Raw genomic sequence first — 25,376 nt, 5'->3', positions numbered from 1 at the left:
GCTCAGTCCCTCTTCGCCAGAAGCTTTTCCACCGGCACCTTGGTGATGGCGAAGCCGGCCAGCAGCAGGGCGGAGTACAGCGCCAGGTCGCGGGAGATCGGCAGGCCCTCGTACCAGGAACCGATGATCACGGCGAACACCGGGAAGATGATGAAGACGAAGGACAGGATCACCGGGCTCAGGCGCTTGAGCAGGAAGAAGTAGACGATGAAGCCGCCCACCGAGGCGCACAGGCCGAGGTAGGTAAGGGCCATCCACGAGCGCGCGCTGATGGCGGAGAAGCTGGGGTGCTCCACGCCCAGGCCGACGAGGAACAGCATCAGACCGGCCAGGCCGATGGGCAGGGTGTTGTAGGTGATGACGCTGATGTCGGCGCCCTTCTTCTTGGTCACCACGTAGCACAGCGCGTGCATCACCGCCGCCGCCAGGATCGCCAGCACGCCGGCGAACTCGTCGTGGGCCAGGCTCAGGCCCTGGCTGCGCAGGATCATGAACAGGCTGCCGAAGCCGATGCCGATGCCCATCACCTGGGACAGGTAAATGCGCTCGCGCAGGAACATCGCGGAGAACAGCAGGATGAACACCGGCATGCAGCTGAACAGCAGTGCGGTGAGGCCGGAGGAGACGTGGGTCTCGCCGTAGTTGAGCAGGTAGTAGGGCAGGCTGAAGTAGCACAGGGTGACGAAGACGAAGAAGCCCAGATGGCTGCGCGGGAAGAAGATCGAGTCGCCGCGGATCAGGGCGAAGCAGAGGAACAGCGGGAAGGCGATCAGGAAGCGCAGGCCGGAGGCGGTCAGTGGCGGCACGGTCTCCACCGCGATCTTGATCCCCAGCCAGGTGGTGCCCCAGCTCAGGCAGACGATCAGGAACAGCAGGCTGGTGATCAAGGCACCCAACCAGTACTTGGCGGATTTACCGGTGTTTTCAATTACGGCAGACATTGGCATGATGACAATCCTTCGTGATCACAAAATTGAACCCTAATACTCAGGAATCAATCGCGATTGATACTGATCAATTAGGCTATTTGGACGAAAAATGGCTGTCAAACCAATTATTGACACGGTGTCAATGCTGCGCGAGGCGTTAACCTCGGGGCATGGCGCCAAGTACAAACGTCTGGCCGGGTCCATGGAGATCGGCATTCTGGAAGGCAGCATCGAGGGCGGGGCCAAGCTGCCGCCGCACCGCAACCTGGCGGATCGCCTCGGCGTGACCATCGGCACGGTCAGTCGCGCCTATGCCGAGCTGGAGCGCATGGGCCTGGTGGTGGCGCGGGTTGGCGACGGCACCTTCGTTCGCCAGCGCGACCTGGAGCGCAAGCGCGACGCCGGCTTCAGCAACTTCGTCGAGGAGCGGCCGGAGCAGTTCGACATGAGTCGCAACATGCACATCCCTGGCCTTGAGACCAGCCTGCTGGCGCAGAGCCTGATGGACCTGGCGCATGATCCGCAGACTCTCGCCGAGCTGACCCTCTACACCCCGGATGCCGGCCTGCCGCGCTACCGCCAGGCCGGTGCGGACTGGCTGGCCCATGGCGACTTCCAGCCCCAGGCCGAGCAGGTGCTGTGCGTCAACGGCGGCCAGCACGGCCTGCTCTGCACCCTGATGGCACTGCTGCGCGCCGGCGACAGCCTGGTCACCGAGCAGCTCACCTACCCGGGCCTGATCACCGCCGCACGCATGCTCGGCATCAAGCTGCTCGGCGCCAGCATGGACGAGGAGGGGATCATTCCCGCGTCCCTCGACGAGCTGTGCCGGCACAACCGGGTCACTGCCCTGTACTGCACGCCGACCCTGCAGAACCCCACCACCGGGGTGATGTCCGCGCGCCGCCGCGAGGCCATTGCCGCCATCTGCCGCGAGCACAACCTGCTGATCATCGAGGACGAGGCCCACGCCGTGCTGGTCGAGGACCGGCCGCCGCCACTGAGCTGCTACGCGCCGGAGCGCACCATCCTGATCGGCAGCCTGAGCAAGGCCATGGCCGCCGGCCTGCGGGTCGGCTACCTGCACGCGCCGGCGACCCTGGTCGGGCGCATTTCCGCGACCCTGCGCGCCAGTTGCTGGATGGCCACCCCGCTGGCCATGGAGCTGGCCACCAACTGGATCAGCAACGGCATCGCCGCCAAGCTGCTGCGCCAGCAGATCGCCGAGATCGGCCGGCGCAAGGCGCTGGTGCAGGGGCTGCTGGAGGGCCTGAGCTATCGCACCCATGCGCAGTGCCCGCACTTCTGGATCGAGGTGCCCGAGCCCTGGCGCGCCTCGGACGTGGAGGTCGACCTGAAGCAGAAGAACTGCCTGATCGCCACCGCCGAGGCCTTCGCCGTCGGCCGCGCGGCGGTGCCGCAGTTCGTCCGCGCCAGCGTCAGCAACGCCTCGCACAGCGACCAGCTGTTGCTGCAGGGCTTCCAGGCCCTGGCCGCGACCCTGCGCCAGGACATCGGTCAGTTCGACGAGTAGATGCGCCCGTATGGCGCCTTTTTGCACCTTGATGGCGCAATGCCTTCTATCGTTTAGCTCATGAAGTCAGCGAGGCTTCCGATATCCATGGAAGCCTTGAAGCGGCGAAGGCGTGGCTCGGCATTTGCTAGCTCATGCGCTTCGCAGTTTCGTCCGATTCAGGAGTTCGACGATGAATGCGCTGTTGCTGCCCGGAGTCAACGCACTCGAGAAATTCAGCTTCGCCCGCAAGTTCCAGTTGCTGGCGCTGCTGTTCATCCTGCCGCTGGCCTACGCCGCCTGGTCCATCGGCGAAAACTATCTGGGCAAGCTCAAGGTCGTCGACGACGAGCATTCCGGGGTGCTGCAGTTGCAGGCCCTGGACAAGGTCGAGCAGGTGTTGGTGCGCCAGCGCAACCTGACCGCCCGCTGGAAGTCCACCGAGCGCAACCGCGAGGCCTCGGCCGAAACCCAGGCCGCCATCACCCGCCTGCAGCAGAGCGAGACCGAGCTGGACCAGGCGCTGGATGACCTGCAGAAGACCCTGGTGGCCGAGGGCGCCAGCGAACAGCTGCAAGCCAGCCTGCGCACCCTGCAGGGCCAGCGCGACGGCCTGCGCGCCCAGGCGCTGGGCAGCATCGGCTGGTGGCCGGATGCCTATGATCGCTTCACCCTTAGCCTGCAGCAGCTCGGCGCCCTGCGCGAGCAGATCGCCACCGAGAGCGGGCTGATCCTCGACCCCTGGCTGGAAACCTACCTGCTGATGCAGCTGGCCACCCAGGATTCACCACGTCTGCAGCAACGCCTCGGCGTGCTCGCCAGCGTCGGCCAGGGCGCCGTGGCCGCCGGCCAGTTCAGCCTGCAGAGCCGCCTGCAGCTGCGTGAAATGCGCGCCGCCGCCGGCGAGTCGCGCCAGCAACTGGCCAAGCTCGGCGAGCGCCTGGAAAGCGAGTTGCCGAAGTCGCTCTCGGCCTGGAACCAGGCCTATGCCCAGAGCCTGGCCGGGCTGGACGACTGGCTCAAGCAACTGGACCAGAAGATGTACGGCGACGGCGGCATTCAGCTCGACGTGGCGGCGTTCGAGCAGGGCATGGACACGGCGCTGGGCCATATCGAGACGCTGCAGCGCGCCACCCTGGAGGCGCTGGATACCCGCCTCGGCCAGTACCGCGCCAAGGCCCTGCGCGCACTGATCATCACCCTCGGCGCCTTCGGCGTGCTGGTGGCGCTGGCGCTGTACGCGCTGGTCTGCCTGCAGGCGTCGATCCGCGGCAGCAGCTGGCGCATCACCGCGCTGGCCCAGTCGCTGCGCGATGGTGACCTGCGTCGGCATGTCACGGTGCACGGCAACGACGAACTGGCGCTGATCGGTGCCGCACTGAACGACGCCGTGGCGCAGATGCGCGGCTCGCTGCAGGGCGTCAATCGCGAGAGCGCGGAGCTGAGCGATACCGTGGTCACCCTCAGCGAGCAGGCCCAGTCGGCCCTGCGCGCGGTGGAACAGCAACAGCAGCAGGTCAGCCAGATCGCCGCCGCCGCCACGCAGATGGCCGCCACCGCGCAGAGCGTGGCGGAGAACTGCGAGATGGCCGCCCAGGATGCGACCCAGACCCGCCACATCGCCGAGCAGAGCAACCAGCGCAGCCAGCAGACCACCGCCAGCATGCGTCAGCTCACCGCGCGCCTGGGCGACACCGCCGCCGCCCTTGGCGAATTGCGCGAGCAGGCCCAGCAGATCGACCGGGTGGTGGTGGTGATCAAGGGCATCGCCGAGCAGACCAACCTGCTGGCACTCAACGCCGCCATCGAGGCGGCGCGGGCCGGTGAGCAGGGCAGGGGCTTCGCCGTGGTCGCCGACGAGGTGCGTTCGCTGTCGCAGCGCACCCAGGAATCGACCCGCGAGATCAGCGCCACGGTCGAGGCCCTGCAGCGCGTGGTGCTGCAATCGGTGGAGCTGATGCAGACCGCCTGCAGCCAGGCCGAAGTCGACGCCGGCTCGGTCACCGAACTGGGCGAGCATCTGGGCGAGATCGCCGGCGCCGTGCAGCGGGTGAGCGACATGATCGCGCAGATCGCCACCGCCGTTGAACAACAGGCCGCCACGGCCGAGGAAGTCAGCGGCAACATCCAGCAGGTCGACCAGGCCGCCGCCGACCTGCTGCACGGCGCCCAGGCCGTACACGGCGTCGCCGACCGCCTCAGCGACGGCAGCCGTGCCCTGGCGCAGAACACGGCGCACTTCCACTTGGATTGAGGATCCGGCAGCGGCGAAAACCGCTGCCGCTGGCTTTCCTGACCTTTGACAAAGTTTTCACGCCCGCTCCGGCAGATTCCCCGGTCATAAGGGAATTTCCCGCTTCGCCTTGGGGCTGTGATGACTATCGCGCAACGCGCCGACGCTTCTCGCGGCGGCATCGACTGGGCCGGCCTGGGCTGGGCCTTTCTGTTCTTCTGGTACTTCTCGGGTGTCACCCAGGTACTGATCTATGCCAGTGACAGTGCCGGCTTCTCCGGGCTGCGTCAGTCGCTGGTGCTGAGCCTGCTGTGGCTGGTGCCGCTGGTGCTGTTCCCGGCGCGGGCGCGCCTGCTGGCGGCGCTGATCGGCGTGCCGCTGTGGCTGTGCTCGCTGGCCGGTTTCGGCTACTTCCTGATCTATGGCCAGGAGTTCTCGCAGAGCGTCATCTTCATTCTCTTCGAGTCCAACGTCAGCGAGGGCACCGAGTACCTGGCGCAGTACTTCGCCTGGTGGATGGTGCCGGCCTTCCTCGCCTATGGCCTGGGCGCCTGGCTGCTGTGGCGCAAGGTGCGCCCGGTGTACCTGTCCAGGCCGGGGGCGCTGCTGGCTTCGCTGTTCCTGCTGTTCTCCTCGCTCGGCTACCCGGTCCTGCGCCAGTTCAGCAAGCATGACGACCTGCGCTCGGCGCTGGAAAACTTCGAGGAGCGCATCGAGCCGGCCACGCCCTGGCAGCTGGTGGTCGGCTATCGGCAGTACCGCGCGCAGTTGGCCAACATGCAGGCGCAGCTGGAGGGCCGCCAGCGCATCGCGCCGCTGACCGATCTGGTGGACGCCCACGCCGGCCAGCCCGCGACCCTGGTGCTGGTCATCGGCGAGTCGACCAACCGCCAGCGCATGAGCCTGTATGGCTACGACCGCCAGACCACGCCGGAGCTGGACAAGCTGCGCGACCAGCTGCAGGTATTCGGCAACGTGGTCACGCCGCGGCCCTACACCATCGAGGCGCTGCAGCAGGTGCTGACCTTCGCCGACCAGAACAACCCCGATGCCTACCTGAACACCCCGTCACTGGTCAGCGTGATGAAGCAGGCCGGCTACAAGACCTACTGGATCACCAACCAGCAGACCATCACCAAGCGCAACACCATGCTCACCACCTTTTCCAAGCAGGCGGACGAGCAGTTCTACCTGAACAACAACCGCGAGCAGAATGCCCGCCAGTACGACGGCGATGTGCTCGAGCCGTTCGCCAAGGTGCTGGCCGAGGATGCGCCGCGCAAGTTCATCGTGGTCCACCTGCTCGGCACCCATATGAGCTACCAGTATCGCTATCCGCCCGAGTACGAGCGCTTCACCGATCGCCAGGGCGCGCCGGAGCATGTCAGCGACGACCAGCTGCCGACTTACAACGCCTACGACAACGCGGTGCTGTACAACGACTTCGTCGTCTCCAGCCTGATCAGGCGCTTCTCCGCCACCGACCCGAACGGCTTCCTGCTCTATCTCTCCGACCACGGCGAGGCGGTGTTCGACGCGCCCAAGGCCGAGGTGCTGGGGCGGAACGAGGCGGCGCCAACCGGGCCGATGTACACCATTCCCTTCATCCTGTGGAATTCGCCGAAATGGCAGGCCCAGCAGCCGCGCGATTTCAGCCAGGCCATCGGGCGGGCGGCCAGCAGCTCCAGCCTGGTGCACACCTGGGCTGACCTCGCCGGGCTCGACTTCGCCGAGCGTGACCGCAGCCGCAGCCTGGTCGGCGCCGACTTCAAGCCGCGCCCGCTGCTGATCGGCAATCCGCAACAGCCGCAGAACCTGATCGACTTCAGCCTGATCAAGCCCAAGGCGGCCGGTCACGAATTGGCCCGTCAGGAGCCGCGGAAAGGTCGCACGCTGCAGCTCTAGCTTCGGCTTGTTCGCTCCCAGGAACGAGTGCTGTGCAGTGGAGTAATCCGTTGCGTAGTACCTCAGTCTTAGTAGGGAATTTGCGCGGAGCGATCGTGCGTTCCCCCTTTACTGTCCCTAAAGTCCCTCGCCGCTTGCCCATCACAACAAGAACAAGGGACATGGATCATGAAGCGAGTATTGACTCCGCTGGCCTTCGCCTGCCTTTTGGCGACTGCCTTCTCGGCCGAGGCCGGCGCGTACAGCGGCATGGTGGTATTTGGCGACAGCCTGAGCGACGCCGGCCAGCGCCCCGAGGCCGGCGCCCCCAACAACCCGGTGCGCCATACCAATCGAGTTGGCCCTGGATATGGCCTGGGCGAGGCCTATGGCTACACCTCGCCGATGCTGATCAACGATCTGCTCGGACTTTCGCCGCAAGTGGCCTCCACCAACGTCATGCGCGCCCTGACTGGTCAGGCCGACGGTAACAACTGGGCCGTTGGTGGCTATCGCACGGACCAGGTCTACAACTCCATCACCGGGGTGTTCGACCCGCTCACCGGGATCGGTGGCTCTCAGGTCCGTGCCGGATTGACCTATGCCGATCCGCTGATCCGCCAGCGCGATGGCTACTTGGTTTATCTGGGCAAGAACGGACTGAGCGTCGATCCGGACACCCTGTTCTACCTCAATGGCGGCGGCAACGACTTCCTCCAGGGGCTGGTCGTCGATGCCGCCAGCTCCCGCGCTGCCGCGGGGCGCCTGGCCGCCAGCGTGGGGGCTTTGCAGGCCGCGGGAGGTCGCTACTTCATGGTGCCGCTGCTGGTGGACGTGGCCAGCCCGGTCACCGGCGGGGTGGTCAATCCAGGCCAGCAGGCCTTGGCCCGGATATTTAACGCCGAGCTGACCGCAAGGCTCGGTGCTATCCCTGCCGAGGTCATCCCGCTCAATGTGCCGCTGCTCTATCGCGAAGTGCTGGCTGATGCCGCCGCCTTCGGCTTCGACCCGACGCAGAACCTGCTCGGCACCTGCTTCGCCGGTTGTGGCGCCGGGGTCAATCCGGTGTATGGCCTGGGCGGCATCACTCCCGATCCCAATCGATTGATTTACGCCGATTTCGTGCACCCGACCACCGCCATGCAGCAGATCCTCGCCGACCAGGGCTATTCGATCCTGGCCGCGCCATGGGAGCTGAGCCTGTTGCCTCAGGCCGCCGAGACGGCCCTGCGCGGCAGCCAGGATCGTCTGCGCCAGCAATGGCTGGGCGACGCGGGCGCCTGGCAGGCGGTCGGTCACTGGCGTGGCTTCGTCGATGGCAGCACGCGCCGCGCCGATCTGGACGGCCGCGACACCAGCGCGGCCGGCGACGCCAGCGGCGAGGGCCTGAGCCTGGGCGGCAGTTATCGCCTGAGCGAGCAGTGGCGCCTGGGCGCGGCGCTGGATGTGCAGGAACAGGACCTGCAGCTGGGCCCGCGCGACTCCGACTACGGCCTGCGCAGCTACCTGGCCAGCGCCTTCGTCCAGTATCGCGACGGCCTGCTGTGGGGCGACGCGACGCTGAGCGCCGGCTACCTGGATTACCAGGACCTGGAACGGCGCTTCGCCCTCGGCAAGACCACCCGCACCGAGCGCGGCGATACCGACGGCCAGGTGCTGGCCCTCGGTGGGCGCCTGGGCATCGAGCTGGAAGCCGGTGACCCGCGCCTGAGCCTGCGGCCCTTCGTCAGTGCCGACGTGGCGCGCATCGAGGTCAATGGTTACAGCGAGGATGGCGCCAGCTCCACCGCACTGAGCTACGACGACCAGACCCGCGACTCACGGCGCCTGGGCGTCGGCCTGCAGGCGCGTTTCCAGTTGGCCGAAGATGCCGAGCTGTTCGGCGAAATCGCCCAGGAGAAGGAGTTCGAGGACGAGCAGAGTGAGGTCGACATGCGCCTGAACAGCGTCCCTGGCGTCGACTTCAGCCTCAAGGGTGTGGAGCGCGAGGAGCACCTGACCCGCGCCACATTCGGCCTGCGCCAGCGCCTGGCGCCGGAGCTGGCCCTGCAGGTCGGCTACGACTACCGCAAGGCCGGCGATGACGATCTGCATGGTATCGGCCTGAGTCTGTCGCTGGATTGGTAAGGCGTTGCGCTTGTGGGGGTTGGCTGGTAGCGGATAACATGAGAAGTATTCGCAAATGATTACCGAGCCGCACACGCAGCAGCGGGAAGAGCGCGCGCATGTTCGCCGCCGCGAGAAGGTCTCCTGGGCTTTTTCGTGGCGGCGGACTGCTGGTGCCAGCTTCCGCTCCTCGCAGGCCGCTCGGATGCCAAGACGAGCCGAAGATGACCGCCCGAGCCCTGCGTAACTGGTACCTGGTCCACAAGTGGACCAGCCTGATCTCCACCGTCTTCCTGCTGATGCTGTGCCTGACCGGGCTACCGCTGATCTTCCACGAGGAGATCGAGCATTACTTCGAGCCGCACCCCGAGCTCAAGGAGATCACCGCCGACTCGCCGCGCATCGACTACGACAAGCTGATCGCCGAGGCGCTGGCGGTGCGCTCGGGCGAGGTGGTGCGCTTCGTCGGCTTCGATCCGGAAGAACCACTGGGCTTCATCTTCACGGCGCCGACCATTCAGCCGCCGCCGCTGGATGCCTACATCCAGAACTTCGATACGCGCACTGGTGAGCTGTTTCCCTCGGAGCCGCCGGAAGACGGCTTCATGCACCTGATGCTGCGTCTGCACACCGACATGTTCCTCGGCCTGCCCGGCTACCTGTTCCTCGGCTTCATGGGCCTGCTGCTGGTGTCCTCGCTGGTGTCCGGCGTGGTGGTCTACACACCGTTCATGCGCAAGCTGGACTTCGCCACCGTGCGCACCGCGCGCAGCAACCGTCTGAAGTGGCTGGACCTGCACAACGTGCTCGGCATCGTCACCCTGGCCTGGGTGCTGGTGGTCGGCGCCACCGGGGTGATCAACACCCTTGCGATTCCGATCCTCGGCCTGTGGCAGAACGGCCAGCTGGCGGAAATGACCGCGCCGTACAAGGACCTGCCGCCGCTGACCGAGCTGGGCTCGCTGCACAAGGCCATGCAGACCGCCCAGGCGGCTGCGCCGGACATGAAGCCGAGCTTCGTTGCCTACCCCGGCACCGACTTCAGCAGCCAGCACCACTACGCGGTGTTCATGCGCGGCGACACGCCGCTGACCGCGCGCCTGCTCAAGCCGGCGCTGGTCGATGCCACGACCGGCGAGCTGACCGACATGCGCGAGATGCCGATGTACGTAAAGACCCTGCTGATCTCGCAGCCGCTGCACTTCGGTGACTACGGCGGCCTGCCGCTGAAGATCATCTGGGCGCTGCTGGATATCGTGTCCATCGTCATCCTGATCAGCGGCCTGTACCTCTGGCTGGCCCGGCGCAAGGCGCCCATCGAGAAGCGCCTGGCGGAGCTGAATGCCGGTGGCCTGGTGGCGGAGGGCGGGGCATGAGGCGCGGACTGTGGATGATCTTCCGCTGGCCCCTGGCGCTGGCTGTGCTGAGCCTGTTCGGCCTGCTTTCGGCGCTGGTCGGCGATGAGGTCTACGACCTGCTGTCGTGGCTCAGCCTGGGCATACCGCTGGTGCTGCTCGGCTTGGTCTGGCTACGGATGCGTAACAGTCCGCGCAAACCGTCGTAAGCGCCTGGCTCAGGTCTTGGGGCGCCAGGCGCAGTAGCCCGGGCGCGGGCCGATGCGCGGGTGGTTGCGGCAGGTGTCCGGGCGCTTGTCGTAGACGGTGCACAGGCGGGTCTTGCGATCCAGGTACATGCAGTCGTCGTTGCTCATGCGGGTCAGGGTGAAGATGCCGGACTTCTGGTTGAAGCGCTCGATCAGCCCTTCCTTCTGCAGACGCTTGGCGATGTTCTTCGGCGGCTCGCCGCGCTCGAACTCGTCGACCACGCCGAGACGGATCAGGTCGACGATGCGTACTTCCACCGGCATGGTGCAGCAGGTGGACATGCAGCTGGTGCACATGTCCTTGTTGTACTTGGTCCAGGTTTCGACGCGGTCGATTTCCGCGGCGGCGATCAGTTGCGGTCTCATGTCAGGCTCGGTGGCGCGGGGCGCAGGTCAATCAGGCGCGCGATGATAGCGGTCACACCGACTTTGTGAACCCCTTCCCGCTCGGCGGCTTTGTAATCTTTGGCTTACACGGCGCGCCGGCGAAGGCTGCTATCACCGTGCTATTAGGAAGATTAATCTCGCTTTCAAGGACTTAGCGCAGGAAGCGCACCGCGACAACAGGGAAATGAGGGATTGTCCGCCAGGATGGCGAACGGATCACGGATGTCAGGAACCAGTCTGCAGAACCCCGCGCAAGCGGGGTTTTTTATTTTCCGCGTCAGCCATTTCCCTTCACCACCTCGTTCAGCAGTTTGCCCAGCAGATCTAGCGTCGGCTGCTGGCGCTGCGCATCGCGGAACACCAGGCCAACCTTGAGCGGCACCCGCGGCTCGCTGATCGGCTTCCACAGTAGTCCCTGATTCGCATGCAGCTGGCGCGCGCGGCCCGGCAGCACGGTAGCCAGGCCGGCCGAGTGCGGCAGGCTGTCGAGGATGCCGCTCATGTGGTTGAGCTCGGCCTGCACATGCGGGCGGCGGCCGAGCAGGGCCAACTGCTCCTGCCAGATCTGCCGCACGCGGAACTCCTCGCCGAGCAGCAGCATGGGCTGCTCCGCCGCCTGGGCCAGCGATACCTTCCTGAATTCGCGCAGCGCATGCTCCGGCGGCACCACCAGCTGCAGCTCGTCCTCGTACAGCTCCAGGCTGTGCAGGCCGGGCTGGCGCGGCGGCAGGAAGCCGATGCCGATGTCCAGGCTGCCACTGAGCAGGCGCCGCTCGATCTCCAGGCCGGACAGCTCGTAGATCTGCACCACCAGCTGCGGCTGGGCGGCGCGCAGCTTCTCCAGCAGGTGCGGCACCAGGCTGGCATTGACCGTCTGCAGCACGCCGATGGCCAGGCTGCGTGGCGCGCGGCCGCGGAAACCACGCAGCGCATCGCGGGCGCGCTCCAGGCCGTCGAGCAGCGGCAGCGCGTGGCTGTACAGGGTATGCGCGGCGAGGGTCGGTAGCAGGCGCTTGCCGCTGCGCTGGAACAGCGCCACTTCGAGGTTCTGCTCCAGTTGGCGGATCTGCTGCGACAGCGCCGGCTGTGACAGGCTCAGGCGTTCGGCCGCGCGGCCGACATGGCCTTCCTCGTAGAGGGCGACGAAGTAGCGCAGCTGGCGAAAGTCCACGGGCCATTCCTCGGTTATCGATAACTTCAGCTTATCAATGAAGCTGGGAAATCGAAATGTCGTCGCGCCGGCCAGATCCCTATCATCTGCCGCATCGACAGCCGCGACTTGGGTGGCGGAGAAAATGATCAAGGCAGAGGTGGCGGGATTATTCATAGGAAAAGCCGTGGATGAGGGCCGCGGTTACGTCAGCGCGCTGAACAAGCTGCCGGTGACTGTCGAGGTATGGCTCGGCCCGCTAGGCCTGGAAGGCGACGAGCAGGGCGACAGTCGTCACCACGGCGGCCCCGAGCGCGCTTTGCATCTCTACCCGTCCGAGCACTATGCGCAGTGGCGCCAGCACTACCCGCAGCGCGACTGGCAGCAGCCGGCCTTCGGCGAGAACCTGTCCAGCCGCGGCCTGCTGGAGAGCCAGGTGTGCATCGGCGACATCTTCCGCTGGGGCGATGCCCTGCTGCAGGTCAGCCAGCCGCGTTCGCCCTGCTACCGCCTGGCCGAGCGCTGGGCGCTGCCGGGCCTGGCGTTGGAGATGCAGAACAACGGCCTGTGCGGCTGGTTCTTCCGTGTGCTGCGTCCGGGCTGGGTCAGCGCCGCGCAACCGCTGGAGCTGGCGCAGCGCAGCCACCCCGGCCTGAGCGTGGCCCAGGCCATCCGCAGCTACTTCCAGTTTCCCCTCGAGCGCGGCGGCCTGCAACAGCTGCTGGCCTGCGAGGCCCTGTCCGAGCGCTGGCGCCACAGCGCCGCGCGGCGCCTGTCCAGCGGCCAGCTGGAAGACTGGCGCAACCGCCTGGAGGGCCCGGCCAGGCCGGCGCTGAGCGCATGAACGAGTATCTGATCCAGCTGCACCGCGACGATTGCCTGTGGGCCGAACTGACGGTCGCCGGCGCGCGCTTGAGCGAGGTGCGCGACGAACTGGCGCGGCGCTTCCCGGCCGCTGAGGGCTTCGGCCTGCGGGTGCAGCAACGCCAGGAACAACGGCGCATCGTCGAGTGCGGCCCGGAGGGCATTCGCCTGCTCGGTGTGCAGTACCGGTATCTGGAGCTCGGAGAGGCGTGACGGTCATGCAATGTGCGCGAACGTGAGAGGTGAAGCGATGCGTGTATCCATTCTGCAGCACGTGGCGTTCGAGGGGCCGGCGCAGATCGGCCAGTGGCTGGATAAGCGCAATCTGCCGGCGCGGGTCCATCACCTGTACGCTGGCGATGCCCTGCCGACGCTGGACGACTTCGACCTGCTGGTAGTCATGGGCGGGCCGATGAGCGTGCACGACGAGGCCGAACATCCCTGGCTGGGAGCGGAGAAACGACTGCTGCGCGCCGCGCTGGATGCCGACAAGCGGGTGCTGGGCATCTGCCTCGGCGGCCAGCTGCTGGCCGAGGTGCTGGGTGGTGATGTGCGGCTGGCCGACACGGCAGAGATCGGCTGGCACCCGATCGAACAGCATGCAGAAGCCAGCCAGTCGCCACTCGGGCGCATGCTGCCGCAGCGACTGATGGCCATGCACTGGCATGGCGAAACCTTCAGCCTGCCTACCGGTGCCATCCCGCTCTATCACTCGGCGGCCTGCGCCATGCAGGGCTTCGTCTGGAATGAGCGCGCCGTGGCCCTGCAGTGCCACCTGGAGAGCAGCCCGGCGAGCATCGAGCAGCTGCTCGCCGCCTGCCCGCACGATCTGCAACGGCCCGGTGCGGTGCAGGACGCGGCCGCCATCCAGGCCGGCAGCGCCCACTGCGCCTCGCTCGGCGCGAGCCTGTTCCGCCTGCTCGACTACCTCAGCGGTCCCCATGCCCATCTGACCTGATTCGCGCTTGTCACCCTGCGCTTGGCCCCACTCCCGGGGCCTTTTTTATGCCCGCGATCAGGCGGCGCTGTCGTGCAGGATGGTGGTACGACGGAACTCGTCCTGCGGGAACACCCGGCCGCTGACCAGGCACTCGAACAGATGGTCGAACACCACGCCGGGAATGCCCTTGGTGCGGCCGCTGCGGAAGTACGAGTGGCCCTTGGGGAAGTCGTACAGAGTGTTGATGTCGTCGCAGTCCACCGCGTAGACGTTCTGCGGCGTCAGCTCCAGGTTCTCCGGCCCGCTGTGGCCGAGGCGCCGCGAGGCGATGCGGTTCTTCAGGTTGGCCGCCTTGCTGCTGCGCAGGGCCATGTCGTCCGAGGCGTAGTACACCACCACGTTGCGCGAGGCATGGGAGATCAGCTCGCCGCGCTGGCCGCGATGGATCGACTCGTTCTCGATGTCGGCGGCGACCAGGAAGGTGTTGCGGAACAGCATCGGCACGCCGTTGGCCAGGTCGTAGCGGTCCCATTCGCAGAGGGTTTCGCGCAGCACGCGGTTGCCCATGGAATGGGCCAGCACGTTGATGCGCTTGAGGCAGCTGGCCTGGCCGGCCTCCTCGCGGTCCTTGCGCCAGGCGAGGAAGAAGCACAGGGCGCGGGCCAGGGACACGGCGCTGTAGTCGGCGGATTTCTGGTCGTCCCAGTAGTCCTGGACGATGCCCTTGTCGTTGTCGCAGGGCCAGATCACCGGCACCACCAGCACCTCGTCCTTGCCGCGCTGGTTGCACAGGTCCTGGAACTCCTCGACGGCGGCGAACACGTCATCGGGCAGGTTGGAGTAGCCGTGGATGTACAGCAGGATCTGCCGCTGCTTGGCCTCCTGCAGGCGGCCCAGGAAGGCCTGGCTGCCCAGCTCGACCAGCTTCTTCTTGCTCTGCCGCTCGCAGAAGAACACCGAGTTGCTCGGCGCGTTGTTGTCCAGGTCGAAAGCGAACGGGCGGTCGATCTCGCTCTTGATCGAGCCCTTGGGGAAACGATTGGTGATGAACAGCATGGCGATGCTCCCTGGCTGTTGGCGTCGATGCCGCGCAGGCGGCGGTGGCGGCAGAACAGCGAGGGAGAAGGGACTGACAGCGGTGCACTCCTGTGCTTCCGATCTCTGCCTTCTCTCACGTTAGGTCGGCGTTGCGCTTTCGCCAGTGTTTTTCAGCGGCGCAGCAGTGGCCAGCAGCCGAGCACGGCCGGCAGGCCCAGGCCGAGCCAGGCCAGGGCGTCCCACGGGCCGTCGCCGAGCAGCGCGGCGAACAGGCCGACGGTGCTGAGCACGCCGATCAGCGTGGGGATGGCGAAGGTCGATGCGCGCCAGCGCTTCATGCCGCCACCTCGTCGCGCAGGGCGGCACGCGGTGCGCGGCGACGGACCCACCAGAGGTACAGGCCGCTGCCCAGGACGATCAGGGTCAGCACGTCGAGCACCGCCCAGAGGATCTGCATCGGCCGGCCGCCGTAGTCGCCGAAGTGCAGCGGCTGCGACATGGCCAGGGCGTCCATGTACCAGGGGCGGCTGGCCACGGCGGTGACCTGCAGGGTCTTGGCGTCGATCAGCACTGGCGTCCACAGGTGCGAGGTCAGGTGCGTGCTGCCCTTCATGAACACCGAGTAGTGGTGCTCGCTGGAGAAGCGCGTGCCGGGGAAGGCGATGAAGTCGGGCTGCATGCCGGGCGCGGCCTGTTGGGCGATGTCCAGCAGTTGCGTGGCCGGGGCGCGCTCGGTGAGCGGCGGGGCATCGCGGTAGGGTGCGACCATGGCCGCCAGGCTGTCGTTGCGCCAGGCGCTGATCAGCAGGTCGGCGCAGGCGCTGATCACCCCGGTGACGCCCACGGTCAAAGCCCAGACCAGGGTGACGATGCCGATCAGGTTGTGCAGGTCGAGCCAGCGCAGGCGCGTGGACTTGTGCTGGCGCACGGTGCCGAACTCCAGCCGGCGCATAAAGGGCGAATAGAGCACCACGCCGGAGATGATCGCGACGACGAAGAGGATGCCCATAAAGGCCAGCAACAGCTTGCCCGGCAGGCCGGCGAACATGTCCACGTGCAGGCGCAGCATCAGCATCATGAAGCCGCCGTTGGCCGCCGGCATCTCCACCGCCTCGCCGCTGCGCGCATCGAGCATGAAGGTGTGCGAGGAGTTGGGCTCTGTGCCGGCGGTCGCGGCCATGATGGTCACCACGCCGTTGGGTTCGTCGTCTTCCCAGCCGAGGTATTGCACCACCTCGCCGGGGCGATGGCGCTCGCCGGCCTCGACCAGCTGCTGCAGGTCCAGGCGCGGCGCGTCCGGCGCCATCTCGCGCAGCTCCGGTGCCTCGCCCAGCAGGTGCTCGATCTCGTGGTGGAAGATCAGCGGCAGGCCGGTGAGCGCCAGCAGGAAGAGGAACAGCGTGCAGATCAGGCTGGTCCAGGTGTGGATGACGGACCAGCGGCGGATGGTGGTGGAACGCATGGGGCAGCCCGGGGCCTGGAGAGGGCCCCGCATTCTAGGGGAGCGCTGCCGCAGGTGGAATCGAGAATGTTTTACAAACGGTATTGAGCGGCTCTATCAGAGCGAGGGTGCCAGCTGTCGGCGGCGCCAGGCCTGGGCCCTGCGCTGCAGTTCGGCGAGGTTGTCCAGGCCCTGGCGGCGGGCCTTGCTGAACAGGATCAGCGCCAGTTCGGCGGTGGCCAGGGCGTCGGCGCTGGCGTGGTGGCGCTCGCTGGCCTGCAGCTGGAAGTGCTCCAGCCACTCGTCCAAACCTCGATAGGGCGGCGCCTCCGGGCAGAGCAGTGGGGCCAGCACGGCAGCATCGAGGAAGGAATGGCGCAGGCGATAGCCGAGCTGCTCGCGCAGGGCGCGTTCGAGCATGTGCTGGTCGAAGGGCGCGTGGAAGGCCAGCAGCGGGCTGTCGTCGACGAATTGCATGAAGTCCAGCAGCGCCTCGTCCGGCTCGCGGCCGGCGGCGACCGCGCTGGGCGCGATGCCGTGGATCAGGGTACTGGGCCCGGCGCGATGATCGGCCTGGCGCAGGGTGCACTCGAACTGCTGGGACAGGTCGATGGCGCCGTCCTCGATCACCACCGCGCCGATCGCCAGCAACTGGTCGCGCTGCAGATCGAGGCCGCTGGTCTCCAGGTCCACCACCACCAGGCGCTGCCTGGCCAGCGGACGCTCGTCCAGGGCCGCCGGCGCCGGCAGGCGCAGGCTGCGTGGGTCGACGACGGGGCTGCTCTGGCGCAGCCATTCGAGCAGCTTCTTCATAGCTGGTAGCGCAGCGCGAGGCTGGCCTGCAGGCGCTGGGCCTGGCGGAAGGACTCGCGCAGGATGCGCCGGTCCAGGTGGTTGAGGCTGTCCGGGTCGAGGCGGTTGGAGAAGCCCAGGCCCTGGGCCGCCTGCTGCTGGTGCAGCTGCAGGCGCATCTGCTGGATCAGGTGGTAGGCCTCCTCGTAGGCCGCGCCGTCCTGGGCGTCGATCACCCGCTGGCGTACCAGCTCGGCGAAGCGGCGCAGGGTGCTGCTCTCACCGATGCCATGGGCCAGGGCCAGCAGGCGGGCGCCGTCGACGAAGGGTGTCAGGCCTTCCTCCTTGAGATCGAGGGTGTCCTTCTCGGCGCCCTTGCGCGCCACCACGAAGTCGCGGAAGCGCCCCAGCGGCGGGCGATGGCGCAGGGCGTTGGCGGCCAGCTGGCGCTGGAACAGGCTGTTGTCGGCGATTTCGGCCAGCAGGTGCTGGCGCAGCTGCAAGCAGCCCTGCTCGGGGCCCCAGACCACCCGCAGGTCGAAGTAGATGCTCGAACCCAGCAGACTCTCCGGGGTGGCCTCGCGGATGAAGGTGGAGAAGCGCCGCGTCCATTCCTGGCGCGACAGGCACAGCTGCGGGTTGCCGGCCATGATGTTGCCGCGGCAGAGGGTGAAGCCGCAGTCGGCGAGCAACTGGTTGATGCGCCGGGCGCGCGGCAGCAGGAGCTGGCGGATGCGTTCGGCATCGGCGGCGTCCCGGGCCTCGAAGAGGATACCGTTGTCCTGGTCGGTGTGCAGGGTCTGTTCGCGGCGGCCCTCGCTGCCGAAACACAGCCAGCTGAAAGGCACGCCGGGGTCGCCCATTTCCTCCAGCACTAGCTCGATCACCCGGCACACGCAGTGGTCGTTGAGCAGGGTCACCAGCTGGGTGATCTGGGTGGAGCTGGCGCCGTGGGCCAGCATGCGCTCGACCAGCAGGCGGATGTCGCCGCGCAGGGCCACCAGCGTCTCGATGCGCCCGGCATGGCGGATGGTGCGGGCCAGGTGGACCAGGTCGACGCGTTGCAGGGAGAACAGGTCGCGCTCGGACACCACGCCGACCAGGTGGCCGTCTTCCACCAGACAGACATGGGCGATGTGTCGCTCGGTCATCGCCAGGGCGGCGTCGAAGGCGCTGGCGTCGGGCGACAGGTGGAACGGGCGCTGGGTCATCAGCGCGCTGATCGGCTGCTCCAGGGATTCACCGTCGGCCACCACCCGGCGCAGGTCGCGCAGGGTGAAGATGCCCTCGGGGCGCGCCTGCTCGTCGACGATGACGATGCTGCCGACGTGCTGCTCGTGCATGCGCCGCACCGCATCGCGTAGCGGCGTGTCGGCGCCGCAGGCCACCGGCTGCTGCGGTGCCAGCTCGCGCAGCGAAGTATCCAGCGAATACTGCGCGCCAAGGTTCTCGGCGGCGCGCAGCTGCACCTGCTGGTTGACCTGGTCGAGCAGACTGCTGACCCCGCGCAGGGCGAAGTCGCGGAACGGCGCGGACTGGGCGAACAGGCGGACGAAGGCGTCCTTGGCCAGCAGCAGGCAGAAGGTGTCCTCGCCGGCCAGGTGCTCGGTGCGGGTGGCACGTTCGCCGAGCAGGGCGGCCAGGGGGAAGCATTCGCCGCTGGCGATCTCGAAGGTGGTCTCGCTGCCGCGCCGGGCCGAGTGCGGGCGTTCGCCGACCACCTGGCCCTGCTTGACGATGTAGAAGTGCTGCACCTGCCCGTCGCCGGGCTTGATGATGCTCTCGCCGGCGGCATAGAAGCGCAGCTGGCAGTGCTCCACCAGGTAGGCCAGCTGGGCGCTGTCCATCTGATTGAACGGCGGGTACTTGCGCAGGAACTCCATGGTGCCATGGACGTTCTGCAGAACCGCGGCCTTGCTGGCGGCCAGGCCTTGCTTGGATTGCATGGGAGTGATCCCTGCGCGGGGAGGTTTGCAGCATGCTGGCGCTTTCGCCGCAGGCCGCCAATTGGACCTAGGTCGCAGGCCGGGCAAGCCGGGCGCAGGGCCGACACAGGGCCGCGCCCAGCGCCAGGGCGCTCGCAGCGACCAGCAGGGCCGGGTTGAAGCTGTGGCTGCGGGCGAACAGTGCCGAGGCCAGCAGCGGGCCGAGGATCTGACCCAGGCCATAGGCGGCGGTGATGGTCGCCGGCATGTTGAAGCGCACGCGGCTGGCCAGGGCCTGGGCCGCGGGCATGGCGATGGTCACCGTGCCCATGAAGGTGGCGCCCACCAGCACGGCGCTGCCCAGGCAGGCCCAGGTGGCCTGGCTGAACACCGGCAGGATCACGCCGATTGCCTGCAGCAGCAGGTTAAGTGCCAGGCCGCGTGCCGTGCCCAGGCGCCGATGCACGGCATGCCAGGCAAAGCACGAGGGCATGGCGGCGAGGCCGAAGGCGGTCCAGATCTGCAGCGGATCGAGGTCGCCGAGATGGCCCTGCAACAACAGCGGCAGGTAGGTGGCGGTCACGATGTAGCCGAGGCCGGCCAGGCCGTAGATCAGGATCAGGCGCCATGCGCCCAGACTTCCCGTGGCGACAGTAGATGCCCCCGGCGCGGCGCCGTTGCCCCGCGGCGGCCGGCGCAGCTGCAGCCAGGCCGGCAGCGCCAGCAGCAGGCCGCCGAGGGCCAGGCTCAACCACAGTGCCTGGCTGTGCAGGCCGCTGGTGTGGCCGACGGCGATCAGCTGCGCCGACAGCGCTATACCCAGGCCCACGCCGGCGAACAGCAGCGGCGCGCTGCGGCTATGGCCACCAACAGAGAGCAACCAGAGCGAGGCGCCGACCAGGGCCATGGCGCTGAACAGCCCGGCAGCGAAGCGGGTCAGCACGATCAGCCAGGGCTGGCCGATCCAGGCCAGCGCCGCCAGCGTCAGCAGGGTGCCGGCCAGCGCCCACTGGCACAGGTGCGAGGCCCGGCTGGCGCTGCTGCGGGCCAGCAGCAGGGCACCGAGCAGATAGCCCGCGTAGTTGGCCGAGGCGGCCAGCGAGCCGGCGTGCAGGCTGAGCAGGCCGTCGTCGAGCATCAGCGGATAGAGGCCGGTAAAGGCGAAGCGGCCGAAACCCATGCCGATGGCCAGCAGCAGGGCGGCGGCGATGGGGGCAGCCAAGCGTCGTCCTGGCATCAGGCCGCCTGCAGCGTCTCGCGCCATTGCTCGAAGGCCGCGCTGCGGTAGTCGCCACGCCACACCAGCAGGGTGTCGACTTCCAGCAGCGGCACGCTCTGTACCGCCGGCGGCTCGCGCAGCAGTTCGAGCAGCGAGCGCGGCAGGACGCCGACGCAGGAGCCGGCCGCCACGCAGGCGAGGATCGCGTGGTAGGAGCCGACCTCCTGTACCCGCACCGGACTGCCGGCACCGTTCAGCCAGCTCTGGGCGATCTGCCGGTAGGTGCAGCCCTGGGCGAAGCCGGCCAGGGTGCGCAGCTGCACATCTTGCGGGCCGCGGACCGGCGGGTGGTCGTTCGGCAGCACCAGCAGCAGTTCCTCGCGGAACACCGCCTGGCTGAGCAGGCCGGGGTCCAGCGCCTCGACCGCCCAGCGCGTGCCGACCCGGCTGGTCGGCGCCGCGATCAGTGCGCAGTCCAGGCGCCGCGCCAGCACGGCGTCGAGCAGCGGTTGGCTGGGTCCGGTGCTGACCTCCAGGCTGACCTGCGGGAAGGCGCGATGAAAACGCGCCAGCGGTCCGGGCAGGCGGCTGGCCGCGGTGCTTTCCATGCTGCCCAGGCGCAGGGTGCCGCCCGGTTGCTGCGGGTGCATGGCCTGGCGCGCCTCGTCGGCCAGGGCCAGCAGGCGCTCGGCATAGGCGAGGAACTCGCGGCCCTGCTCGGTCAGGCTCATGCGCTTGCCCTCGCGCAGGAACAGCTGCACGCCGAGGTCGTCCTCCAGCTGGCGGATACGCGTGGTCACGTTGGACTGCACGCGCTCCAGGCGCTGGGCCGCGCGCGTGATGCTCTGCTCCAGGGCAACGGTGCGAAAGATGGTCAGCGTCGAGAGATCCATGGGCTTCCAATAATCTCTTAAAGAGAATAATGTTTTGCGAAGAATCTCTTTTTGAGAATATTTGGTCAAGTCCAACCGCCACGGAGTCGAGATCATGGCAACGCCGCGCATTACCGAATTGCTCGCCATCGAGCAGCCGATCATCCAGGCGCCGATGCTCGGCGTCTCCACCCCGCAGCTGGCGGCGGCGGTCTCCAATGCCGGTGGCCTCGGCTCGATCAGCCTGGCGGCCAGTACCCCGGAACAGGGCCGCGCGCTGATCGCCGAGCTGCGCGGGCTGACCAGCAAGCCGTTCAACATCAACCTGTTCTGCCATCGCCCGACGCCCGCCGATGCCGCGGCCCAAGCCGCCTGGCTGGAGCATCTGCGGCCGTTCTTCGCCGAGTTCGGCGCCACGCCGCCGGGTGAGCTGCGCGACATCTACCGCAGCTTCGTCGCCGATGCGGACATGCTGGCGATGCTGCTGGAGGAGCGGCCGGCGGTGGTCAGCTTCCACTTCGGCCTGCCGCCGCAGACCAGCATCGACGCCCTCAAGGCGGCCGGCATCCGCCTCCTGGCCTGCGTCACCAGCGTGGCCGAGGCCAAGCTGGCCGAGGCCGCCGGGGTCGATGCGCTGGTGGCGCAAGGCATCGAGGCGGGCGGTCACCGCGGGCTGTTCGAGCCGGAGCAGGGCGATCCCGGCATCGGCACCCTGGCCCTGGTGCGGGTGCTGGCGACACGCACCGCACTGCCGCTGATTGCCGCTGGCGGGATCATGGATGGCGCCGGCATCAACGCTGCGTTGGCCCTCGGCGCCGCCGGTGTACAGATGGGCACGGCGTTCGTGCTGTGCCCGGAGTCGCTGGCCAACGCCGCCTACCGCGCGGCGCTCAAGAGCGATAAGGCCCATCGCACGCAGATCACCGCGGCGATGTCCGGGCGCCCCGCACGCGGGTTGCCCAATCGGGTGTTCAGCGAGCTGGGTCGCCCTGGCGCACCGGCGCTGCCCGGATATTCCTACACCTATGACGCCACCAAGGCCCTGCAGGCTGCAGCCGTGGCCCGCGGCAACCACGACTTCGCCGCCCAATGGGCCGGCCAGGGCGCACCGCTGGCGCGCGAATTGCCGGCCGGGGAACTGCTGGCGATTCTGGTGGCGGAGATGCGCCAGGCATGAAAAAAGGCCGGAGGGTTGCCCCGCCGGCCTCTTTTATCGCGCTACCCCGAGATCAGGGCAGGGTGAACAGCACCTTGACCTTGTCGGTCACCGCGGCCTTGTCCACGTAGCCGATGGCATCGGCTTCGGCGGCCACCTTGGCGACCACGTCGGCATCGCCGGCCACGCTCGGCAGCGGCTGGCCCTTGCCGGTGAACACCAGGCCGGACCAGTAGGACTTCAGCTGGGCTTCGTTCTTGTTGGTGACCGCGGTGTAGAACTTCTCCTTGGTCGGGTTCCAGTCTTTCTGGTCGACGCCTTTCAGCGACTTGTTCTTGCCCAGGAAGATGTTGGCGACGTCGGATTGCGACGGCGCGGCGGACGCGCCGGCATTGACGATCACGGCGACCTCGGCCTGGGCCAGGGCGGCAGCGCCCAGGCTGGCGGCGGCGAGGAGGATGCGAATGGACTGCTTCATGTGCATGCTCCTCAGAAGACGAAGTCGACGCCGGCGCTGATGATGTCGCCGTCGTAGTTGCGAGCCGGTACGCCGAGCAGGCCGCGGGTACGCGAATTGACGGTGTTCTCGTAGAGCTCCTGGGAGTTGCGTACGAACACGCCGTCGTAGCCACCGTTGGTGTCCACGCGCTTGTACTCGCCCTTCAGCACCACGGTCGGCAGGATGTTGTAGTTCAGACCGAGGGTCCAGGAGTTCTGCCGGCCTTCGTCCTCGTCCAGCTGGGCGTAGGTGACGTGAGCCAAGAAGTCGCCGAAGCGGCGGCCACCCATCAGGTAGAACGAGTCGGTGCTGTGGGTGTTGTCGTTCTCGATCACACGGCTGGTCCACTCGTTGGCGGTCAGCCAGGTGCCGTTGTCGTACTGGTAGCCGATCGAGGTGAACTTGCCCTTGTCCTTGTCCAGTTGCAGCAGGCTCTGCTCCTGAGTCACGCCGACTCCCGGGGGGACTATCCCGACAATGGTGCCACTGATGTCGGTCTCGATGCCGGCTTCGGTGTAGCCGATGCGGAAGGTGCCGAAGTCGTTGGTAGCCAGGCTTACGCTGGCGCCGAAGACCTTGGAATAGTCGATGTCGAACTTATCGTCGTACAGGTAGTAGTCGCGGTTGCGCGCCTGGCCGCCGGCCAGCTGGAAGGAGGCGGTAGCGAAGGACAGCGGCAGGTTGTAGACCAGGTCGGCGCCTTCGTAGTTGGACAGCTGGACCTGGCTGTAGACCTCGTCCGGCAGGCGCAGCCAGGGGTAGGCGAAGCCCACGTCGATGCTCTCGGAGTACATGTACACCGGGGTGCGCAGACGGCCAAAGCGCAGCATCAGGTTGTCGGTGCTCTGCCAGGACAGGTAGGCCCATTCCAGGTTGGCCTTCCACTCGTCGGAGTACGCCTTGGCGGTGGTCTGCAGGGTCAGGCCGACGGTGTCGGTGACGCCGTAGGTCAGCTGGGCGCCGAACTTGCTCAGCTGGTCGCCGCGCCAGGAGTCGTTGGTCTGGCCGGAGAGACCGTAGCCGCGGCCGTCGTCTTCGCCACCCAGGTGGGTGATGCCGACGGTACCGAAACCGTTGATGAGGGCTTCGCCTTGTTCCAGCGCGAATGCCGAGGTGCTGGCCAGGCAGATGGCCAGGCCGAGGACGCGGGCAGTAGTCATGCGGTGATGCTCCATTGAATGGGTTAAACGCGGAATTGGGCCGTCGCCGCGCGCAGGTGGTCTCCTGTGCTGACCAGCTGCTCGCCTAGGCGTGCGGTGGCTTCGGCCCCATGTGCGGTTGCTTGGGCATCCTGCTGCAACACTTGGGTCTCTTGTTGGATGGAACTGGACAGGCCGATCTGCTCCTGGGTGAGCTGGGCGATGCCGGCGTTCAACTGGTCGATCTGGCCCACCGCCACGGCAATGGACTCGAGCATGCGGGTAGCTTCCACGGAGCGCTCGATGCTGTTCTGCGCCTTCTCGCCATTGGCGGTCATGACGTTGAGCACGCCGTTGGCGCTGTTCTGCAGGCGCTGGATGATCTGCTGGATCTCGGCGGTGGAGGCGGCGGTCTTCTGCGCCAGGTTGCGCACCTCGTCGGCGACCACGGCGAAGCCACGGCCCTGCTCGCCGGCGCGGGCGGCCTCGATGGCGGCGTTGAGCGCCAGCAGGTTGGTCTGTTCGGCGATGCTGCGGATCACGGTAAGCACCGAGCCCACCTGCTGGGTCTCTTCCTCCAGCTGTTCCATGGCCTGCACCGCGCCCATCACGCTGCTGCCCAGGTCGCTGATGCTGTTGGACAGGCTACCGATGCTCTCACGGGCGTTGCCGGCCTGGCGCGAGGCGGCGCCGGCGCCTTCGGAGGCCTGCTGCGAGCGCTGCGCCACTTCCTGGATGCTGCTGGTCATGGTCTGGATGTCGCGGCCGATCGAATCGGTATGGCCCTGCTGCGAGCGGGCGTTCTGGGTGGCGTCCTGGGTCAGGCGATAGAGCTCCTGGGACATCTGCCCCAGCGGGCTGGCGGCATCGATGGTCTGGCGGATGGTGCCCTGCAGCTTGTCGAGGAAGCCGTTGAACAGCTGGATCATCTCGCCGATCTCGTCGCGCGAATCGACGTTGACCCGGCGGGTCAGGTCGCCGTCGCCACGGGCGATGGCTTTCAGCGAATCGATCACGCCGTGCACGTTGCCCATGATGCCGCGGATGATCACCCAGGCGCCGAGGCCGACCAGGCCGACCAGCAGGGCGGTGAGGATGAAGCCGACGCGGGTGGTCTCGGCGTTGTCGGTGCGGGCCTGACCGAGGGTGCTCTGGAAGTCTTCATAGGCGTGGGCGCGGAAGGTCTCGCCGAGCTTCTGCGCGGCGGCCAGGTCGCTGGCCATGCGGTCCAGGTTGGGGCGCAGGTCCTCGAAACCGGCGCTGCCCTTGATCAGCTGCTCGGAGGAGGACAGGGCGTTGTCGGCGTAGCGGCCGATGGCCTGGCGCCAGGCATCCAGCTCGCCAGCGCGCTCCTCGTTGGCGCGGGTCAGCGGCTGCAGGGCCTGCTGCAAATTGGCGATCTCGGCCAGCACCTGGCGCGCTTCGTCCAGGGTCGACAGCTCGCCGGCGGCGACGGCGCTATTGAGCAGGCCGGGCAGGCGGGAGAACTGGAAGTTCACCGCATCGGCTTTTTCCAGGGTGGGGAAACTGTGGGTTTCCAGGGTATCCAGACGGGCGTCGTTGGCCGACAGCTGCACCGAGGTGTAGCCCACGAACAGCAGCAGGCCGAGCAGGGCGACGGCAGGCAGCAGCGACAACTTCAGGGTCAGTGACAGATTCTTCAGCATGGCAGGTACCCAAATCGGG

At 67.4% G+C, this 25,376-nt stretch carries 23 protein-coding genes and 1 pseudogene; 11 read left to right on the top strand and 13 right to left on the bottom strand.

Going from position 1 to position 25,376, the window contains the following annotated elements; all coding sequences use genetic code 11:
* Positions 1-2: 2 nt before the first annotated feature.
* Positions 3-941: an EamA family transporter gene (locus FFS62_RS14645; protein WP_137974008.1), complete on the bottom strand. Its 939-nt coding sequence runs from the start codon at positions 939-941 to the stop codon at positions 3-5.
* A 97-nt stretch (positions 942-1,038) separates the two neighbouring features.
* On the opposite strand from FFS62_RS14645, the gene FFS62_RS14640 reads away from it, so the two are divergent.
* The 7 genes and pseudogenes from FFS62_RS14640 to FFS62_RS14615 all read left to right on the top strand — a co-directional run bounded on the left by FFS62_RS14640 (position 1,039) and on the right by FFS62_RS14615 (position 10,229).
* Positions 1,039-2,463, top strand: coding sequence for a PLP-dependent aminotransferase family protein (locus tag FFS62_RS14640; protein WP_137973572.1), 1,425 nt, complete (start codon positions 1,039-1,041; stop codon positions 2,461-2,463).
* A gap of 172 nt (positions 2,464-2,635) precedes the next feature.
* Positions 2,636-3,835, top strand: a pseudogene (locus tag FFS62_RS23695) (HAMP domain-containing protein); the annotation flags it as partial.
* A gap of 6 nt (positions 3,836-3,841) precedes the next feature.
* Positions 3,842-4,696, top strand: a complete 855-nt coding sequence (locus FFS62_RS23690) for a methyl-accepting chemotaxis protein (RefSeq protein ID WP_371920144.1) — start codon at positions 3,842-3,844, stop codon at positions 4,694-4,696.
* A gap of 120 nt (positions 4,697-4,816) precedes the next feature.
* Positions 4,817-6,580, top strand: a complete 1,764-nt coding sequence (gene cptA / locus FFS62_RS14630) for a phosphoethanolamine transferase CptA (RefSeq protein WP_137973570.1) — start codon at positions 4,817-4,819, stop codon at positions 6,578-6,580.
* A 168-nt stretch (positions 6,581-6,748) separates the two neighbouring features.
* On the top strand, positions 6,749-8,686 hold the full coding sequence (locus tag FFS62_RS14625; protein ID WP_371920139.1) for an autotransporter domain-containing protein: 1,938 nt from the start codon (positions 6,749-6,751) through the stop codon (positions 8,684-8,686).
* A gap of 203 nt (positions 8,687-8,889) precedes the next feature.
* Complete coding sequence (locus FFS62_RS14620) at positions 8,890-10,041, top strand: PepSY domain-containing protein (protein ID WP_137973568.1); 1,152 nt, start codon at positions 8,890-8,892, stop codon at positions 10,039-10,041.
* Positions 10,038-10,229 carry a hypothetical protein gene (locus tag FFS62_RS14615; protein ID WP_137973567.1) on the top strand — a complete coding sequence of 64 codons (192 nt, stop codon included), beginning with the start codon at positions 10,038-10,040 and terminating at the stop codon, positions 10,227-10,229. Before FFS62_RS14620 ends, FFS62_RS14615 begins: the two co-directional genes overlap by 4 nt.
* A 9-nt stretch (positions 10,230-10,238) precedes the next feature.
* Here FFS62_RS14615 and FFS62_RS14610 read toward each other — a convergent pair whose 3' ends face one another.
* Positions 10,239-10,634, bottom strand: coding sequence for a YkgJ family cysteine cluster protein (locus tag FFS62_RS14610; RefSeq protein WP_043311043.1), 396 nt, complete (start codon positions 10,632-10,634; stop codon positions 10,239-10,241).
* A 298-nt stretch (positions 10,635-10,932) separates the two neighbouring features.
* A complete protein-coding gene (locus FFS62_RS14605) occupies positions 10,933-11,826 on the bottom strand; it encodes a LysR family transcriptional regulator (RefSeq protein WP_137973566.1) in 894 nt (297 codons plus the stop codon).
* A 124-nt stretch (positions 11,827-11,950) separates the two neighbouring features.
* Between FFS62_RS14605 and FFS62_RS14600 the strand changes: the two genes are divergently transcribed.
* The 3 genes from FFS62_RS14600 to FFS62_RS14590 are packed head-to-tail and all read left to right on the top strand — an operon-like array spanning position 11,951 to position 13,627.
* Positions 11,951-12,649, top strand: coding sequence for an MOSC domain-containing protein (locus FFS62_RS14600; protein ID WP_137973565.1), 699 nt, complete (start codon positions 11,951-11,953; stop codon positions 12,647-12,649).
* Positions 12,646-12,882, top strand: a complete 237-nt coding sequence (locus FFS62_RS14595; protein ID WP_137973564.1) for a hypothetical protein — start codon at positions 12,646-12,648, stop codon at positions 12,880-12,882. The genes FFS62_RS14600 and FFS62_RS14595 overlap by 4 nt, the downstream gene beginning before the upstream one ends.
* Before the next feature lie 37 nt (positions 12,883-12,919).
* Positions 12,920-13,627 (top strand): type 1 glutamine amidotransferase, encoded by a 708-nt coding sequence (locus FFS62_RS14590; protein ID WP_137973563.1) that lies wholly within the window; start codon positions 12,920-12,922, stop codon positions 13,625-13,627.
* A 57-nt stretch (positions 13,628-13,684) separates the two neighbouring features.
* On the opposite strand, the gene FFS62_RS14585 is transcribed toward FFS62_RS14590, so the two are convergent.
* From FFS62_RS14585 to FFS62_RS14560, 7 genes are all read right to left on the bottom strand, one after another.
* Positions 13,685-14,665, bottom strand: a complete 981-nt coding sequence (locus FFS62_RS14585) for an alpha/beta hydrolase (RefSeq protein WP_137973562.1) — start codon at positions 14,663-14,665, stop codon at positions 13,685-13,687.
* A gap of 152 nt (positions 14,666-14,817) precedes the next feature.
* Positions 14,818-14,985 (bottom strand): hypothetical protein, encoded by a 168-nt coding sequence (locus tag FFS62_RS23180; RefSeq protein WP_171016345.1) that lies wholly within the window; start codon positions 14,983-14,985, stop codon positions 14,818-14,820.
* Positions 14,982-16,109: a PepSY domain-containing protein gene (locus tag FFS62_RS14580; protein WP_137973561.1), complete on the bottom strand. Its 1,128-nt coding sequence runs from the start codon at positions 16,107-16,109 to the stop codon at positions 14,982-14,984. Before FFS62_RS14580 ends, FFS62_RS23180 begins: the two co-directional genes overlap by 4 nt.
* Positions 16,110-16,205: 96 nt before the next feature.
* A complete protein-coding gene (locus tag FFS62_RS14575) occupies positions 16,206-16,901 on the bottom strand; it encodes a PolC-type DNA polymerase III (protein WP_137973560.1) in 696 nt (231 codons plus the stop codon).
* Positions 16,898-18,826, bottom strand: a complete 1,929-nt coding sequence (locus tag FFS62_RS14570) for a putative nucleotidyltransferase substrate binding domain-containing protein (protein ID WP_137973559.1) — start codon at positions 18,824-18,826, stop codon at positions 16,898-16,900. The genes FFS62_RS14575 and FFS62_RS14570 overlap by 4 nt, the downstream gene beginning before the upstream one ends.
* A 67-nt stretch (positions 18,827-18,893) precedes the next feature.
* Positions 18,894-20,027 carry a YbfB/YjiJ family MFS transporter gene (locus FFS62_RS14565; protein ID WP_256662241.1) on the bottom strand — a complete coding sequence of 378 codons (1,134 nt, stop codon included), beginning with the start codon at positions 20,025-20,027 and terminating at the stop codon, positions 18,894-18,896.
* A gap of 14 nt (positions 20,028-20,041) precedes the next feature.
* Entirely contained in the window at positions 20,042-20,917 is an 876-nt protein-coding gene (locus FFS62_RS14560) for a LysR family transcriptional regulator (protein WP_137973557.1), read from the bottom strand.
* Positions 20,918-21,011: 94 nt separating this feature from the next.
* Between FFS62_RS14560 and FFS62_RS14555 the strand changes: the two genes are divergently transcribed.
* A complete protein-coding gene (locus tag FFS62_RS14555) occupies positions 21,012-22,073 on the top strand; it encodes a nitronate monooxygenase family protein (protein ID WP_137973556.1) in 1,062 nt (353 codons plus the stop codon).
* Between the two features lie 52 nt (positions 22,074-22,125).
* On the opposite strand, the gene FFS62_RS14550 is transcribed toward FFS62_RS14555, so the two are convergent.
* Genes FFS62_RS14550 through FFS62_RS14540 form a run of 3 tightly spaced genes read right to left on the bottom strand, consistent with a single transcriptional unit; the run spans position 22,126 to position 25,357 of the window.
* Entirely contained in the window at positions 22,126-22,530 is a 405-nt protein-coding gene (locus FFS62_RS14550; protein WP_137973555.1) for a phosphate ABC transporter substrate-binding protein, read from the bottom strand.
* Positions 22,531-22,541: 11 nt separating this feature from the next.
* Positions 22,542-23,711 (bottom strand): hypothetical protein, encoded by a 1,170-nt coding sequence (locus FFS62_RS14545; protein ID WP_137973554.1) that lies wholly within the window; start codon positions 23,709-23,711, stop codon positions 22,542-22,544.
* A 23-nt stretch (positions 23,712-23,734) separates the two neighbouring features.
* On the bottom strand, positions 23,735-25,357 hold the full coding sequence (locus FFS62_RS14540) for a methyl-accepting chemotaxis protein (protein WP_137973553.1): 1,623 nt from the start codon (positions 25,355-25,357) through the stop codon (positions 23,735-23,737).
* Positions 25,358-25,376 lie beyond the last annotated feature (19 nt).

Source organism: Pseudomonas sp. F(2018) (assembly GCF_005508865.1).
Taxonomy (GTDB): Bacteria; Pseudomonadota; Gammaproteobacteria; order Pseudomonadales; family Pseudomonadaceae; genus Aquipseudomonas.
Note: the sequence above shows the minus strand (reverse complement) of the source record. Positions and strands in the feature narration are given on the sequence as shown.